This window comes from Streptomyces sp. NPDC037401 (assembly GCF_055602345.1).
Map to the genome: position 1 here is coordinate 85,115 of NZ_JBVJWO010000029.1, position 15,985 is coordinate 101,099.

The 15,985-nt window shown below is 69.5% G+C and carries 12 protein-coding genes and 1 pseudogene; 5 read left to right on the top strand and 8 right to left on the bottom strand.

Annotation, left to right across the window (positions count from 1 at the left end; translation table 11 throughout):
- Positions 1 to 55: 55 nt before the first annotated feature.
- The 3 genes and pseudogenes from ACZ7H1_RS27205 to ACZ7H1_RS27215 all read right to left on the bottom strand — a co-directional run.
- Positions 56 to 292 (bottom strand): annotated as a pseudogene (locus ACZ7H1_RS27205) (hypothetical protein); the annotation flags it as partial.
- Positions 293 to 502: 210 nt separating this feature from the next.
- On the bottom strand, positions 503 to 1,468 hold the full coding sequence (locus tag ACZ7H1_RS27210) for an endonuclease/exonuclease/phosphatase family protein (protein WP_470790400.1): 966 nt from the start codon (positions 1,466 to 1,468) through the stop codon (positions 503 to 505).
- 157 nt (positions 1,469 to 1,625) lie between these two features.
- Positions 1,626 to 3,242 carry a trypsin-like serine protease gene (locus ACZ7H1_RS27215; RefSeq protein WP_470790401.1) on the bottom strand — a complete coding sequence of 539 codons (1,617 nt, stop codon included), beginning with the start codon at positions 3,240 to 3,242 and terminating at the stop codon, positions 1,626 to 1,628.
- 1,073 nt (positions 3,243 to 4,315) lie between these two features.
- On the opposite strand from ACZ7H1_RS27215, the gene ACZ7H1_RS27220 reads away from it, so the two are divergent.
- The 3 genes from ACZ7H1_RS27220 to ACZ7H1_RS27230 all read left to right on the top strand — a co-directional run bounded on the left by ACZ7H1_RS27220 (position 4,316) and on the right by ACZ7H1_RS27230 (position 9,293).
- Positions 4,316 to 4,816, top strand: coding sequence for a hypothetical protein (locus ACZ7H1_RS27220; RefSeq protein ID WP_470790402.1), 501 nt, complete (start codon positions 4,316 to 4,318; stop codon positions 4,814 to 4,816).
- A gap of 119 nt (positions 4,817 to 4,935) precedes the next feature.
- On the top strand, positions 4,936 to 8,916 hold the full coding sequence (locus ACZ7H1_RS27225) for a polymorphic toxin-type HINT domain-containing protein (protein ID WP_470790403.1): 3,981 nt from the start codon (positions 4,936 to 4,938) through the stop codon (positions 8,914 to 8,916).
- Positions 8,913 to 9,293: a hypothetical protein gene (locus ACZ7H1_RS27230; RefSeq protein ID WP_470790404.1), complete on the top strand. Its 381-nt coding sequence runs from the start codon at positions 8,913 to 8,915 to the stop codon at positions 9,291 to 9,293. The genes ACZ7H1_RS27225 and ACZ7H1_RS27230 overlap by 4 nt, the downstream gene beginning before the upstream one ends.
- Before the next feature lie 722 nt (positions 9,294 to 10,015).
- Here ACZ7H1_RS27230 and ACZ7H1_RS27235 read toward each other — a convergent pair.
- From ACZ7H1_RS27235 to ACZ7H1_RS27255, 5 genes are all read right to left on the bottom strand, one after another.
- Positions 10,016 to 10,684, bottom strand: a complete 669-nt coding sequence (locus ACZ7H1_RS27235; protein ID WP_470790405.1) for a nucleotidyl transferase AbiEii/AbiGii toxin family protein — start codon at positions 10,682 to 10,684, stop codon at positions 10,016 to 10,018.
- Positions 10,681 to 11,064, bottom strand: coding sequence for a hypothetical protein (locus ACZ7H1_RS27240; protein ID WP_470790406.1), 384 nt, complete (start codon positions 11,062 to 11,064; stop codon positions 10,681 to 10,683). Before ACZ7H1_RS27240 ends, ACZ7H1_RS27235 begins: the two co-directional genes overlap by 4 nt.
- 165 nt (positions 11,065 to 11,229) lie before the next feature.
- Complete coding sequence (locus ACZ7H1_RS27245; protein WP_470790407.1) at positions 11,230 to 11,406, bottom strand: hypothetical protein; 177 nt, start codon at positions 11,404 to 11,406, stop codon at positions 11,230 to 11,232.
- A gap of 119 nt (positions 11,407 to 11,525) precedes the next feature.
- Positions 11,526 to 13,046, bottom strand: a complete 1,521-nt coding sequence (locus ACZ7H1_RS27250; RefSeq protein WP_470790408.1) for an alpha/beta hydrolase — start codon at positions 13,044 to 13,046, stop codon at positions 11,526 to 11,528.
- Between the two features lie 36 nt (positions 13,047 to 13,082).
- The gene (locus tag ACZ7H1_RS27255; RefSeq protein WP_470790409.1) at positions 13,083 to 13,391 is read right to left on the bottom strand and encodes a DUF4190 domain-containing protein; all 309 of its coding nucleotides are present in this window, start codon (positions 13,389 to 13,391) and stop codon (positions 13,083 to 13,085) included.
- Between the two features lie 418 nt (positions 13,392 to 13,809).
- Between ACZ7H1_RS27255 and ACZ7H1_RS27260 the strand changes: the two genes are divergently transcribed.
- A complete protein-coding gene (locus ACZ7H1_RS27260; protein WP_470790410.1) occupies positions 13,810 to 14,943 on the top strand; it encodes a sensor histidine kinase in 1,134 nt (377 codons plus the stop codon).
- Entirely contained in the window at positions 14,940 to 15,680 is a 741-nt protein-coding gene (locus tag ACZ7H1_RS27265; RefSeq protein WP_470790411.1) for a response regulator transcription factor, read from the top strand. Before ACZ7H1_RS27260 ends, ACZ7H1_RS27265 begins: the two co-directional genes overlap by 4 nt.
- Positions 15,681 to 15,985 lie beyond the last annotated feature (305 nt).

Consider the following 15,985-nt stretch of genomic DNA (forward strand, 5'->3'; position numbering starts at 1 on the left):
GGGCTGTCCGTCGCCGTCGACGTCGCCGACGGCGAGGATGTCGGCGTGGGCCCAGCCGGAGTACGCGGTGGCCGGTGGCGTCGATGCCGCTGGCGAACTGGCGCAGGACTTCGCGTCGCTCGGTGACGAGGTGGTCGCCGCACAGCCACGCCCACCGGACGCGGTCCGCCGGGCTGTGGCGGCTGGCCTCCAGCTCGTAGAACTCGGCGTCGATCGACGACTTCGGCAGCTTCTCTGCGCCCGCCAGGTTGGTGTCGGAGGTGTCGTTGGCGTAGAGCTCGGCGGCGGTCTCGGCGTCGCGGTCGTAGACCGTGCCGTCGGCGAGGCCGACCTACCGGATGCTGCTTCCCGTATTCACACCGACCAGCCGGCGGTCACGATCCCCGCTACGGCCGGCCGGGGGCCGCACCCGGCCCCCGACATCCCGTCACCCTCTGGCTCGCCGCGGCCGGTTCTCCGCCGGCGGTGGCGAGCCAGAGGGTGACGGTGACCGGGCCTGCGGTCAGGCCGCGGTGAAGCTTTCGATGAGTACGCGGTGGTCCGAGTAAGGCGTCTGGGCGACGGTGCACCAGTTCCGGGGCTCGGTGCCGAAGATGTAGTCGATCTTCCCGCCGAAGTTGTGGGTGGGCCGTCCGGTGCGTGAGGTGCCGGTCTGGTCGCATTCCTGGTAGCCGGGGGTGCCGGGGCCGGTGGAGTAGAGGCCGGCGGGCCAGATCCAGGCGGCGGTGTTGTTCGGGGTGTCGGGGGACTGTGCGTTGAAGTCGCCGCCGAAGACGGTGCGGGGGAAGGTGTTCACCACGGCTTTGATCTCGGCGAACTGGTCGTCGCGGTAGTCCCAGGTGGGGTGTGCCTGTTCGGCGCCGACGCGTGCGGCGTGGACGGTGCACAGGCGTACGTCCCATGCGGTGGCGGTCGCGCAGTGGAAGGGGGTGTTGAGGCCCGTCACCGGCTGGGTGGTGGGGTAGGGGCGGGGGTCGCCGAGCTGGCCCTTGGCGAGGATCGCGGTGCCGATGCGGTCGGCGCGGCCGGTGCCGTCCTCCCCGCAGCGGCTGGGTGACTTCTTGCCATCCTGGGACCACTGGTAGGGCTGGAAGGCGGAGTTCCAGCCCGTGCCGAGGCGGGTCATGAGGAGGGTCAGGTCGTCCTCGCAGACCTCCTGCAGGAGCGCGGCCTCGACGCGGTTCACGGCGACGTTGCCGGTGACGACGCCGATCTTGTCCTCGGGGGTTCCGGTCCCGTCGCAACCCCAGCTCGCGCGCTGCGGGCCGCACATGTTCCACGACATCACCTGCAGGGTGCGCGGGAAGTCCTCCACGGCGTACGGCATGCCCTCCGCCCCCTCAGCGGCAGCCGAGGCCGCGGAGGACGGGAGGTCGCCCGCTGCGGCCGCCGCTCCTGCTGAGGCCAGAGCGAGAACGGCTGCGGCGGTGACGGCCGCGCGGACGGAACGGTGGTTGCGAGGTCTCACGAGGTTCCTTTGCGGGGGGCATGCGAAGGTGTCGTCGGTGTGCAGCGGGACGGCCGTGGACTGCCGGCCTCCGCGGCCAAGATCCCTGCCGGGGGCCGGCTTCACGGCCTCCGGGGCCCGCGGCCGATTCTGCGACGCGGGCCCCGGAGCCGTTGTGTCAGAGGGTGCCGGTGATGGAGATCGGACCCAGGGTGCCGGTGACGCCGGGGAGGGTGACCGGGGTGGTGGTCCAGGTGCGGTCCGCGTGGCGGATGGTGTGGACGACCTTGTTGTCCGCGGTGACGGCGGTGAGCTGGAGCTCGCCGCCGACGTGGGCGGCGGAGAGGGACTTGGCGGTGACGTTGCCGAGGTAGCCGGTCAGTTCACCGAAGGAGTCCCAGCTTGCGTTGGCCTTGCGGATGGCGTGGTACTGGCGGGTGCCGTTGTCGGTGGTCACGATGACGTGGGCGTCGCCCTCGATGCCGGCGATGGCGACTCCGGTGACCGGGCTGGTGGGGCCTGCGGCCGCCTGGGTGATGTCGCCCCAGTTGGACCAGTGGCCGGTGGTGGAGCGGAGGGTGTGGAGGGCCTTGCCGCCACTCACGGTGAGGAGCTGGAGCTGGCCCCCGGCGCTCGCGGCCGCGGCGTGGGTGACGGTGCCGATGGGCCCGACGACGCCGGCGAGGTCGACGAACTGAGACCAGTGTCCGGTGGCGTTGCGCAGGGAGTGGAAGACCTTGCCGTTGGCGACGGCAACCACGTGGAGGTCGTTGCCGATGGAGACGGCCGTGACCTGCGTGAGGCCGCCCAGGTGACCGGCGACGTCGCCGACGTTGCCGAAGTGGCCCCAGGTTCCGTCGGCCTTGCGGATCGTGTGCTGGAGGGTGCCGTTTGTGGCGATGGCCAGGACGTGCGTGTCGCTGCCGATGCCGGCGGCGGTGGCGGTGCGGATGCCGCCGATGTTGCTCGCCTTGGTCTGGACGTCCGCGAACTGGGTCCAGGTGCCGTCGGCCAGGCGGATGCCCTGGTACAGGGTGGAGCCGCTCTGGATCACGGTCCCCGTCTTCCAGCCGGCGGCCGTGATCCGGGTCTGCATGATCCAGGAGGCCAGGTCGTCGGTGCGGACTGCGATGGCGCCGGTGCGGGTCTCGGCCGGATCGGTCCCCAGGCACCCGCCCTGCCAGGAACGGCTGTTGAGCGCGACCAATTCTCCGGCGGCGTTGAGCACGGGACCGCCCGCGTCGCCCTGGCAAATGGTGCTGCCCGCTCCCTCGGCGTCCAGAGTGAGGGTAGTGGCGTCGCTTGCGGAGGCCTTGAACGAGGCCGTGTGGACCTTACCGGGAACCCACTCGGTCTTGGTGCGGCCGTGGCCCGCGGCGGTCACGGCGGCGTCGACGGCCGGGGCAGCGGAGCCGAGCTTGGCCGGGGCGGTGCCGGTCGCGACCCCGTCCAGGTGGAGCAGCACGACGTCCCGGTCGGTGCGCGCCACGACTTCGGTCACCCCGAAGGTCTTCGTTCCCACGAACGCCCTCACGGGTACCTTCGGCGCGCCGGTGACGACGTCGCTGCCGAAGCAGCTCTTGGCGCTGAGCAGCCAGTCACCGGCGATCAGGGTCGCCGAGCAGCCACGCGCGGTGGCCTCGTCGCCCACCGTGACCCGGGCGGTGTAGGCGAGGGACCCGGTGTCCGGGACACCGATGGCGGCCTGGGCCGTCGTGGACGACAGCAGGCCGGTGCCGACCACGGCGGTCAGGCTGACGGCTATCCAGGGCGACCGACGGTTGATGCGGGGCATGGAACTTCCTTGGAGACGATGAAGCTATGGGCAGGAAAGGGCCGGGGCAGGGCTCCAGCCGACGAAGCGATGACCGGAACGTCTAGTGGCGCACCGGCCCGGCAGGTCTTGTCACAGGCAGGGGGAGAGCAGGTGGACTGGGGGCTCGTGAAGCGGTCCCGATGACGGCCCTGACGGTGGGTGCAGGGACCGCCCTTCGACGGCCAGGGGCAGCAGGCAACCGGTTCCGGTTGCCTGCCGGAAACCTCAGGGACTTCCCGGACAGTGACGGACCATAAACTTCCCATTCCGAGCAGGCAAATTGAACCACAGAAGACTCCGCGACCACGCCTGCCGGCTTGTGATGCAGGTCTCAAGTCTCGTCGATTTCCCCGTGCAACCCTTTGGTTCTTGACGAACCGTCAAGTCTTTCAAAGTGGAATATTCGCCCAATTGGTGATCCGCGCCGTGGTTCAGAGCAGCGAGTTCCTGAACAGCTGTCATGTCACGTTGCGTGCACATCGGGTGGATGGATGGCCTGGTTCGAAAGGTGGCGATTTGGTTGTACGATCGTGCGGCTTGAACTCGTCTGGACGGGATCGGTATCCGTCCATCCGGGAACTGAATTGGCGGCTGAGGCCTGGTTGAACCCTGTCGGCGTTCTGACCTATTGGTGATGTCAGGTGCGAACGCGTGTGAGGCCGACGTGATAATCGGCGGGGTGCCCATTCCGTTTACGGAACCCGGGCGCCGTCGCTGGATGTCCAGGGGGTCTCTTGGGTGCGGATGCCCTCGTTCGAGTCGACGGTAGCGCCTCACCAGGCCCCTCTGTCAACTAGCGCTGATAGCAAATCAATGACAGTTGACTAGTGGGAGGTTCCGGCGTACGGTCCTCGACCCGGAGCCCCCTGACTGTCGGCCTCCGCATCGACGCTGATCATCGTCTGTTCGACCTCCTGCCCCCGGCCCCGGCCCTCGTCGGTACCAGGCACCACCGGGCGGGCCCCTGCCATGCCGTTTTGCCCCTCCACACGCGCACGGCAGTCCGCTCAACGTTCTCGCACCACCCATTTCGACCACCTGAAGGACTTCTGGTGACTTCTCGCGCCCGCCGCTTCCTCGTTGCCGCCGTGGCTCTCTCCTCGCTCGGTGCGTTCGGTGCTTACGCCTCGGCTGCCGACACCCCGCCTGCCGAGGCGCCGGCCATGCCGTACGCCTACGAAGACGGCAACTACCCGAACGCCGCCGAAATCCTGGCGGAGAAGGGCATCAAGCTCGTCCGGGGCGACGGCAACATCACCCTGACCGACTGCGACGACACCAAGAAGCAGATCCGCGTCATCACGGTCGCGGACCCGACCGTCAACAGGCAGCGCTTCTACTGCTTCACGGTCCACTCCGCCACCGGCCACCTCGCCCTCCAGGTCGACCGCGTCTACGCCATCGACGCCGCGGACCACCCCATGAGGGCACAGCTCACCGCCAACGGGGCGACCGAGACCGTGAACATCGTCAAGGACGGCTACGCGAGCGTCGGCGAAGGCGTTGTCGGCGGCGCCCGCAGCGTGTTGGTCGAGCTCCGCATCACGGGCTGACGCCCGGCGCCGCCCGGCAGGGCGGCACAGCCTTCCACCCAGCCGCTCACCGATGAGTTGAGATGACGAACAGACGAAGACTGTCGCGCACCGGGCCACCGGGCGCTCTCCACCACACGATGCGGGTGCTTCTGGGCACCGTGCTGCCCGTCGCCCTGGTCTCCGGCCTCCTGGCCGCCCCGGCGATCGCCGCGGAAATCCCGCCGGTTGCGGATCCGGCACCGACGGCCGGTTACGTCATTCCGCCCACCGACCGCGGCCGCGTGGTGCAGCTGTGGAAAGACGGCGGGCCGGGCATCCGGGCCGCCGCAGAGGTGGCCCTGACCGGCAGTGATGCCGAGGTCACGAGGTTCCTCGATCAGGCCGCCGGGATTGCGGTCGAGGACGACCGCGTCGCCGCCGCCCAGATGGGCAGTGTCGGCGGTCCGAACGTCCAGGAAGCCGCGCACAAGGCGTTCACCGGTACTCCTGCCGACGCCAAGGCGTTCCTGGCCGGGGGGTGGAAGGCGCCCTACGACGAGGACCAGCGGCTCAAGGTCGCCCAGATCGTCAACACCGCGGGCCCCATGGAACAGGCCAAGGGCCGTGCCGCGCTCCTGGGCTCGCAGAGGGACATCGAGAAGTTCCTGCGCCAAGACCGCCTCGTCTGGCGCGAGGAAGACCAACGCGTGCAGGTGGCGCAGATCCTCAGTGTCGGCGGAGAGAACGTTCGCACGGCCGGCCGGATCGCCCTGCGCGGCTCGGCCGAGGAGATCCGGGACTTCCTGGAGGTCGAGCAGCACACGGCGCGCGCCGCGGACGAAGAACACGCCACGATCGCCCAGCTCGCCCAGCAGGTCCGCGAAGCGGGCCGGCAGGCGAAGGAAGAGTACGTCGCCGCCAAGTCCGAGTCGGACCGCGCGGTCAAGGCCGCCGAGCGCGCCAAGCTCGCCGCCCAGACGGCCGCACGGGAGACCGAGGCCGCCAAGGGAGATGCGCTGAAGGCCGGCGCAGCGGCATCCCGCGCCGCCGAGTTCGCCCGCCAGGCTGCCGCCGCCTCCCAGCAGGCCATCTCCGCCGCCCGCGCGGCCACCAACGCCGCCCGCGTCGCCTCCAACGCGGCAGCCCAGGCGGCCAGCGCCGCCGCCGCCGCGGCGAAGGCCGCCACCCGCGCCAACAACGCCGCCGCCGACGCGGCAACCAACGAGTTCGGAGCCAAGAAGGCCCGCGAGGCGGCAGAAGACGCCCGCGACATCGTCAAGGCCGTACGCGGCATCGCCGAGGCATCGGCCCAGGCCGAGGCATCCGCCCACGGAGCCGCCGACGCCGCGCTCGCCGCAGTCGGCGCGGCGCTGAACTCCCTGGCGGCCGGACAGGCCGCCAGCGACGCGGGAGACGCCCAGGACAAGGCCGGAGCCAGCTCCGCCCAGGCCCGTGCCGCCGCCGCCACCGCCCGCCGGTACGCCAACGAGGCCAAGCGCGCCGCCGAGATGGCGGCCTCCCTCGCCCGTAAGGCCGCCGGAGCCGCCCGGGACTCCCGCATCGCCGCCAACTCCGCGGCCGATCACGCGGAGAAGGCGGCGAACGCCGCCGACGAGGCCGCCGACCACGCAGGCGAAGCCGCCACCGCCGCGGTGAAATCCACCGCACACGCGGAAGCGGCCGCCACGGCTGCCAAGGATGCCAGCGAAGCGGTCGAGCAGGCCAAGCGGGTGTACACGATCGCCCGCGAAATCGAAGCCGAACGCCTCCTCGCCCGGACCAACGCCGGCCTGGAGCACGCCAGCGACCTGCGCGCCGAGGAAGAGCAGCGCCGCAAGGCCAAAGCCACGGCCGCACAGCAGACCAAGGAGCTCGAGGACCGGGCGAAGGCCCTCTCCGTCGAGGCATCCAAGCCCGGGGCCGACGTCAAGGCCATCGCCGCCGAGGCACGCGAGGTGGCCCTGGAGACGGCACAGACCCAGGGCGGCTGGAGCGAGATCTCCGCGCAGGTCGCACTGGCCGGCTCCGACGCCGACATCGGCGCCTACGCCCGCACCGGCTGGGTCGAGGCCGACCAGCAGGACGAGCGAGCCCTCGTCGCCCGCATGGCCGAGGACACCGGATCCGCCGGCATGCGCGCCGCCGCCGAACAGGCCCTCAAGGGCGACGCCCGGGCCGTGAGCACCTTCCTCACCACCGGCCAGAACCAGGTCAGTGTCGACGAGTTCGGCGTCCACGTCGCGCAGATCATCGCCGGAGGCGGCGAGATCCTCCAGGAGAAGGGCAGGGAGGTCCTCAGGTCCAACGACCCGGCCAAGTACCGCGCGTTCATCGACACCGGGCAGCACGCCGCGCGCAGCGAGGACGAACGGGTACTCGCCGCGAAGCTCGCCTCCACCGGAGGCCCGGAGCTGAAGGCCGCGGCACAGATCGCCGTCCACAGCTCCGACACCGAAGTCCACCAGTTCATCCAGAACGGCCAGTACAGGGCCCAGCGCAAGGACCTGCTCGCGGCCAACCACCAGGAGCGGATGCTGGCCCTCCTGTCCGAATCGGCCGAGATCGCCGCCACCGCCCATCAGGACGCCGCCGAAGCGGGCAAGGTCGCCGCGCTGGCACGCGACAAGTCGGAGGAGGCCAACGGCTACGCCCTCCAGGCCGCCGCGTCCGCCAAGGAGGCGAAGGGCTACGCCGACCAGGCCGCGGCATCGGCGGAGAAGGCGAGGGAGGCCGCGAACCGGGCGGCCCAGTCCGCCAAGGCCGCCCGCGAGGCGTCCGCGCGGGCCCAGAAGGCCGCGAAGGAAGCGGAGGCATCCGCGGCCGACGCCGAACTGTCGGCGCAGTCCGCCCGCACCTCCGCTTCCCTGGCCTGGGCGGCGGCCGCACGGGCCAAGGACTCCGCCCTCGCAGCGGGCAAGCATTTCGACGCCGCGATGGTTGCCTCCAAGGAGGCCTTCGACACCTACACCCAGAAGTACTGGGAGGCCGAGGAACGACGCCGCAACGACCCCGGGGAGCAGGCACGGCGCCAGTACCGGTGCGGCTTCGCCGGCACCGACTGCATGACCGACAAGGAGTACGCGTACTGGTGCATCAGGAAGCCGGTGTGCATGCTCGCGACGGAGTTCGGCGAGGCGCTGGAGCCGTACGACGACGATGTGAAGTTCATCAAGGACGAACTCCTCGGGCTCAGCGAGTTCTACAACTGCTTCAACGGCAGCGGTCTCGACGGCCTTTGGTCCTGCGCCGAGCTAACCCAAGACGTCGTCATGAACTCCAAACTCCGGGCCCTCAAGGTCGGTACCTCGATACTGGCCCGGAGTCTCGCCGGGTGCCAATGCTTCCTTCCGGGCACCAGGGTCCTTATGGCTGATGGGAGCAGCCGCAAGATTGAGGACATCAAGGTCGGCGAAAAGGTGCGCGCCACCGACCCGCTGACTGGTGAGTCGGCAGGAAAAACGGTCACCAGGCATATCGTCACCGAAGCTGACAAACATTTCAGTGAACTGACGATCCGGACCGACCAGGGGTTGCGAAAGCTCGCGGCGACCTTCGAGCACCCGTTCTGGAGTCCCTCGATCAAGCAGTGGCTGCAAGCGCGTGAACTCAGGCCGGGCGACGAACTCCAGACCAGCTCCGGGAAAACGGTTCACGTAACGAAGAACCGCTCCTACGAGAGCCACGCGCGGACGTACAATCTCACCGTGGCCGACCTGCACACGTATTACGTGATGGTCGGGTCGGCTGCCGTCCTGGTGCACAACAGCGACTGCGACAAAATCGCGCTCGGTCTCACGAAGCCTGATGACGACCCCTATGGTCTCCTGGATTTCGCGGACCGTCACAACGCGTCGTACTGGGAGCAGTGGGATGCGCACGGCAAGAACTTTGAGCAGGTGGTTCGTGCGGCGCTCGACCCTTCGAGCAGCACCAAGATTTACTTCAACCTGCAGGGAATCAGGGACCCAAAGGCGTGGGCAAACACTGCGGACGTTAATAATCCGTATGCCTCCGACCTCACAGCCTGGGAACTTGCTATGATCAGAGACGCTCCCAAGAGCGTGCAGGATCGAGTCCAGTGGTTCGACGGCAGTAAGCCAGGCAAGAATCCCTTCGCAGAGGAGGTGGTTGACGAATGAGTTTCACCAATTCCCGTCTTCCTCTTCATTTCAGTCACGCCTTCCATCTCTGGGGCTATCATAAATCTCACGGAAAGCTGACGCTGCGCGGCCGCCCCGGTGAAGAATTCACGGACTTTGTGGACCTCGTATTCGGCAATGTGCTCGCGATGAAGACCCTCTCTGTCTATCCATCGCTCCAGGTTTCGGAGATAGATTTCGACGACGAGATCGAACGATTCCTGAAAATCCCGGATCGGCACGCCAGTAAATTCATGAAGCTCCGCGTTACGGACGGACTCCACGACGGGTTCGTCGTCTGTCAGAGCCTCAAGGTGCAACGCGGATCGGGCTGGCAGGGCCAGGAGGGCGCACCGACGGGAACACCCCTGAAGTGACCGGCGCGAAGCCGGTCACAGCGCTGGTCTGAGCCCCACCCCACATGCTGCGGCCCCACCATCTCAGGTGGGGCCGTTGGCATGCGGCTGGTCGGCGTTGACCTCACCGGATGCCGTGTCGGCCCCGCGATGCCTGGACCCCGCGCAGACCGCCGCAGTCTCCGTCCGTCCCCTCCTGGCCATCGCCGACGTGCTGACCGCCGTCCGAACTCGGCGATGACGATCCGCGAGACCTCATCCGGGCCGTGATGACCCTCACCGAGGATCCGGTGTTGCCGGAACCGAGACGCCCGAAGACCAGAGTTCCGCGGAGGTGCTCAGCCCCGAAGACGGGGACGAGCTGGCCGATTGGAGCAGGCGATCGGTTGTCGCTCGGTTCACTCACGGCTGGCGCCTGCGAGAGCAGCGAACCAGGCCGGCGAGCGAGAGCAAGACTCCGAACTTTGCCGCGCTCTTCGACACTCAGGCCTGCCCCTGCAAGGGCGAAGACGAGGACTGTGAGGAGTGCGGATGGCAGCTGACGCCCCGTACCGCTGACCTGCTTCACACGGCGCCAGGTGTATTGGTCACGAGCGTTGTTGACAGTCGCGGGTCTTGATCACGGCGAAGACCTCCGGTGTGGTGGAGCTGTCTAGTACTCACGGCAGGAGCCGGCACCGGTGTGTGTCAAGATCAGCCGGTCCTCGCCCTCGTCGAGGTCGAGGCCGGGCTGGCGCGACGAGTCAGTCGTCGTGTGTGTCGTGTTGGAGGCGTTGGTCGATGCCGGCTGCCCAGTCCAGCGCCCAGGCGCGCAGCTGGGTGATCGCCGCCTCGTCCAGGCCGTATTTGGTGAACTCGCTGTCGTCGATCCAGTCGGAGCCGGTCAGCCGGTCGCGGAGGTCTTCGAGGAGGAAGCCGTCGTCGCGGGCGTGCCGGGCGCCCAGGCGCTCGAGGTCGCGCAGGCCGTGGAGGCGGTGGGCGGCGTGGACGTCGATGAGGTCGCGGGCGGTTCCGCGGTCGGCCAGGGCACGCACCTTGGTACCGATGACGGTGTCGAGGGCGAGGACAGGCCCGTAGGCGGTGTCGACGGGAGTGGTCCAGAAGTGCTCTTTGAGGATGTCGACCTCGCAGTCCTCGCCGGTGACCGCGTCGGTGACCATCAGGCGCGCCGCGAGGGGGTCGACGTCGATCACCCGGACCTGCCAGCCGCGTGCGGCGAGTCCGGTGCGCAGCCGCTCCGCGATGTCGGGCATGGGGGCCGGGTCCTGGGTGGCGACGTCGAGGTCCTGGCTGAGCCGGTCGACCAGCCCGTGGGCCTGGACGGCGTAGCCGCCGGCCAGGACGAGCGGGTAGCGGGAGCCGATCTCGATGACGGCGGCGAGCAGCCGGCGGTGCAGGTCGGTGAGGTTCACGCAGCCGCGGGACCCGCCCCGCCCGCGCCGGCCACGGCGGCGAGCTCGGGGAAGGCGTCCTCCCACACGGCGCGGATGTGCCGGCTGATCAGGGTCCGCAGCACGGGCCACTGCTCGATGAGCAGATCGCGGTCGAGGTAATGCAGAAGATCTTCATGAAGACCTTCCGCCAGCACCGTCCGGTACAGGCTCATGCGCAGTCGCGGCCGGTCCAGATCGAAGGTGCGAAGCCCCGACCACGCCACATGCCCAGGAAGGTCCACCACACCGGTGCGCGGGCCGGTGAGCTTGTCCAGCGAAGCGGGCAGCCGCCCCGCATACCGGGCCCGCAGAACCTGCTCCGCGGACACACCCTGCTCACCACTGTCGTGCACGATCATGAAGCTGATTATCCCCCGCCACCCCCTTCTCCCACACCCCGTTCGCTCGACTTGGCCTTCCCGACCCGTGGAGTACCCGTCGTCCGCAAGCGGTGAGCCGGGTGGCCGGGGGCGAAGCGCCGGAGGCACCGCACGAGGTACGGTGCCTCCGGCGCGCGGCAGGGTTCAGGCGGCGGCGAGGTACCAGGAGCCGAGGCCGTTGCAGCCGCTCGGATAGTGGGTGGTCGAGCGGAAGCCGGCCGGGATGGGCGAGCTGGGGCAGGTCCACAGGCCGACCTTCGCGACCCTGTGCATCCAGGCGCCGACCTCGTTGCATCCGTAGCGGGCGTAGGCGGTGACCACGTAACCCGGGACGATCGGCGAGCCGCCGCAGGTCCAGATTCCGGGACGGCTCAGGGTCAGAGACGGTAGTGCGTTCCCGGGCAGCTCGGAGGTGTTGGGGCGGGAAACGTGCGAGGTTGCTACCTCTGCCCGGCCGTAGCCTGGCAGGTCAGGTCCTTGGCGGGGAGCCTGCCCGTGATCAGGTAGACCGTGACGGCCTTGTCCGCGCAGGGACTGCTGTCCGGCGCGTAGAGGACGCCGTGTCCCTCGCCGCCGGCGACGGTGAGCATCCGGGAGCCGCGCAGGGCCCGGTGCATGGCCCGAGCGGCGAAGAGGGGCGTCTGAGAGTCCCACTCGTTCTGCGTGATCAGCGCACCGACCTTGTTGTCGACCTTGGTCTGCGGCTCGCTGCCCTGCTCCCAGAAGGCACATGGTGTGATGGTGGCCGCGAAGTCGCCGTACAGCGGATATCGGGCCTTGTCGCGGATCGCCTCGCGGCGGTACTCCTCAGGGTCGTGCGACCAGGTGCGGGTGTCAGCGCACATGAAGGACCAGGCGATGGAGGCGTAGTTGTCGTCGGGCTCCTGGACCTGACCGGGCGTGCCGGACGGAGCCGGGTTCTTGCCCTTGGCCGCCTTCTTCAGCCCGGCGATCCGTTCGGCGGCCTTCCGGACGTGGAAGAACGTGCGGTTGTCGGCACGGATGCCGTCGCCGGTGAGGGGCTGTCCCCCAAAGGAGATGGGCTTGCGGTTCGCCCGCGCGATCAGGTCCCAGTAGGTCCTGCGGACCTGGGCCGGAGTGTCGCCCAGCCCGTAGGTCGTGTGCCGACGGGCGGTCCATGCGGTCCAGCGCGTGAAAGCCTGCTCGGCCGCCTCCGCCATGTCCTGGAACATCCCCCGGTAGATCCGGGTCGGGTCGGTCGCGCTGTCCAGCACGATCCGGTCGGCCCGCTGGGGGAACAGCTGCATGTAGACGGCGCCGAGGTAGGTGCCGTAGGAAAACCCCAGGTAGGAGATTGTCGTCTCGCCCAGCGCGGCGCGGATGACGTCCATGTCACGGGCGCTGTTGCGGGTGGTGAGGTACGGCAGCATGCCCTCGGCCCTGGCCCGGCACTTCCCGGCGACGGTACGGACCCGGTCCACGTCGTTCGCGAAGGTCTCCGCCTTGTAGGGCTGGTCGGCCTGTTCCTCGGCGGTCAGCCCGCAGCTGAGGGGAGAGCTCCGCCCGGCGCCCCTCAGGTCGAAGCCGACGAGGTCGTACCGCCGCTTCACTTCCGCGGGGAACTTCACGAGCGGGTCGGCAGGCAGCTGCAGTCCCGGTGCGCCGGGGCCGCCCGGGTTGAGCAGCAGAACGCCGTGACGTGCCTTTGCGCTGCCCGCCTTCAGCCGGGATATCGCGAGGCCGATCGTCTTGCCGCCGGGGTCGCTGTAGTCCAGTGGCACCTTGAGCGTCGCGCACTGGAAGGCGGCGGGGCCCTTCGCGTCGCAGCGTTTCCACTGGAGCTTCTGCTGCGTGTACTGCCGCAGGGGGTCCTTGGCAGGGGAGGCGCCGGAAGCCGTGGACGCGACGAAGGCCGTTGCGGGCGTCAGCGCCGAAAGGGCGGCCGCCGCGAGGCCGGCGGCGAGTAGGGGGGCCTTGCGGGTGTTTCTGCTTCGCACCATGTTGCTCGTCCTTGTCGAGGAGAGTGGGCAGTCGGTTCACCGGTGAGGGAACGGGAAGGCCGTTCCGTTCAGGTGCTCGCGGACGCACTGCGTGTACTGGTGGAAGCTGTCGGGCTGGTAGCACTCCTGCGTCTTGTTCGCGTACCAGACCATGAAGACGGCGACCAGCCCGGACACTACGATTGCGAGGGACGACGTCACCACGGCGGTGGCCGCCTTGGCACGGCCTGTGCCAGTCCGCTTGGCCGTTGTCAGCGCGGCGATGCCCAGGATCAGACCGATCACGGCGAGCAGGCCGCCGATGAAGACGACCGAGGTGCACAGGCCGATGACGCCCAGTGTCATGGCGGCCGTGGCCAGGCTGTTCTTCGGTGCTGTCAGGCCCGGTGCCCTTCCGTTCGGTGCCGTCCGACTCCGTACGGCCCGGTCCTGAGCGGACGCCGTGTGATTCAGCGGCGTCTCGATCCCCTGAGCGTTCATCAGCCCGTCCTTCCGTCCCGTCACTGGTGAGACACCGATTCTGGTTTCGCGGACGCCCGGACACGTCGCGGGAAGGCGGGAGAATTCGCTCCCCCGATCGGGGGAGGACGCCGCTGGGCCGCCCGGTCATACTTGCCTGGCCATGTTCAGAGGAATCCGGCCGCTGCTGCGCGGCTCCACGTATTCGGGTGCGCTATTCGCCTATTGCGGCGCGTTGGTGAGCCTTCCCTTGCTGCCTTTCGCGGCACTACCGGCGGTGGCGTGGTCATCCGCTTCCGTGGGAGTGCAGTTCGCTCTGACCGTGCTGGTCTGGTCCGTGCTGATCGGTGTGATCGGGCTGGCTCGTACCACGCGGCGGGTGCTGATCGCTTGCGCCCGACGGATGCTGGCAGTGCCGTTGCCGGACCCCGTGGGCGAGCGCCGACGTGCGGGCCCGCCCGGTGACAGGGCGGCTTCCTCCACGACATCGGGCGCCGACCGCCTGCGGACCCCGCTCTGGCTGCTGTCGCATGTGGTGCTGGGGTGGGCGGGGGCGCAGCTGAGCGTCCTGCTGTTCATCGCGGGCCTGCTCCTTCCCGGCGGTTGGGCCGGCGCCGAGGCCGGGGTGAGTGTGAACGGCTGGTCGCTGCGGGCGGAAAGCGGCTGGCAGAGCTGGGCAGCGGCGCTCGGCTGCCTGCTGCTGGCGGCGGCTCTGTGCCTGGCGGTGACGTACGCCCTGCGGTGGCTGGCGCCGAGGCTGCTGGGTCCGTCGCCGGCCGAGCGGCTCGCGCTGGCGGCCGAGCGGGAGCGGGTACTGGCCGAACGCAACCGGCTGGCCCACGAGTTGCACGACTCGATCGGGCACACCCTGACGGCCGCCACGATCCAGGCAGCGGTGGCGGGCGAGGTGCTCTGTGCCGACCCGGTGGCGGCGCGGGCCGCCCTGCGCAGCATCGAGGAGTCGACCCGGGCGGCCCTTGAGGACCTGGACTATGTGCTGGGCATGCTGCGCGAGGAGAAGGCGGGGACGGCACCGGCCCGGGCCCTGGCCGACCTGCCCGAGCTCCTCGACCGGCTGCGGCACGCGGGCGCGGTGGTGGAGCCGGAGCTGTCGGGCGACCATGCGCAGGTGCAGGGGACGCTCTCCCGGGCGGCGTACCGGATCCTGCAGGAAGGGCTGACGAACGCGCTGCGGCACGGAGCGGGCGGTCCGATCCGGGTCAAGGTGGCGGCCACGCCGGACTCGCTGGAGCTCGAGGTGGTCAACCGGACCGGAGCCGGAAGTGGAATGAGCCCGGGTGCCTTCCCGACGTCCGGGCACGGCCTGCCCGGCCTCTTGGAGCGCGTGCGGCTCCTGCACGGCGAGATCGAGGCCGGTCCGGACGGACCGGAGCACTGGCGGCTCGCGGTCCGGCTGCCGGTACGCTTGCCCGCATGATCGGCTCACAAGCGAGCGCAGCGGTCGCGACCAGCCCCGACGCGAGCTTAGCCGTCGCCACTGACACCGCCGGCGCCTCCGGCTGCACCACCCTCCTGATCGCGGACGACGACGAGGTGACCCGCAGCGGTCTGCGCATGCTGCTCGCAAGGCAGCCCGGGATCGTCGTCGTCGGGGAGGCCGTCGACGGCACCGAAGCAGTCGAGCGGGCGCGGAAGTTGCGGCCGGACGTGGTCCTGATGGACGTACGGATGCCGCGCTGCAACGGCATAGAGGCCACCCGGCAGCTCCTCGCCGGGCCGGCCGACCCGCCGAAAGTCGTGGTGATCACCACCTTCGAGAACGACGACTACGTCACCGCCGCACTCAGCGCCGGGGCCAGCGGCTTCGTGCTCAAGCGGCTCCCCGTCCCCAAGATCGCGGAGGCGGTGCGGGTGGTCGCGGCGGGCGAGGCGATCCTCTTCCCGGCGGCCCTGCGTCAGATGGTCACCGCCCGCCCACTGAGATCCGCCGAAGCACTGCCGCGGGCGGCGCTGACGGGCCGGGAGGAGGAAGTGCTGCGCCTGATGGCCACCGGCCGGTCCAACCCGGACATCGCGGAGTCGTGCAGGGTGAGCCTGGAGACGGTGAAGACGCACGTCGGGAACGTGCTGACCAAACTCGGCGCGCAGAACCGGACCCACGCGGTGGTGATCGCGTACGAAACCGGCCTGGTCGTGCCCGGAGTCACGGGCTGACGCAACACCAGGTGGTCTGACCCGGCCTGCCTGTGCTCGACACCGCGATCTGCTGCAGGAACAGCTCGGCCGCCTGCATCCGTACTGTCTCCCGACGCCGATGTCCTGCAGGGGTCGGCCCGCCCCATCCGCATACCTCGCGCACCACGAATGCAGGCACCCACCCGCACCCATCAGGGACTTCGCAACGATTCACCCCAACGAGCCGAAGTTACCGAGGTTGAAAGCGTGATGTCGGGGCCTGATGCTCCCGCCACGGCGGAGAGTCGGTAGGTTGCCTGTCATGGCTGAGCTTGGACCCGTTG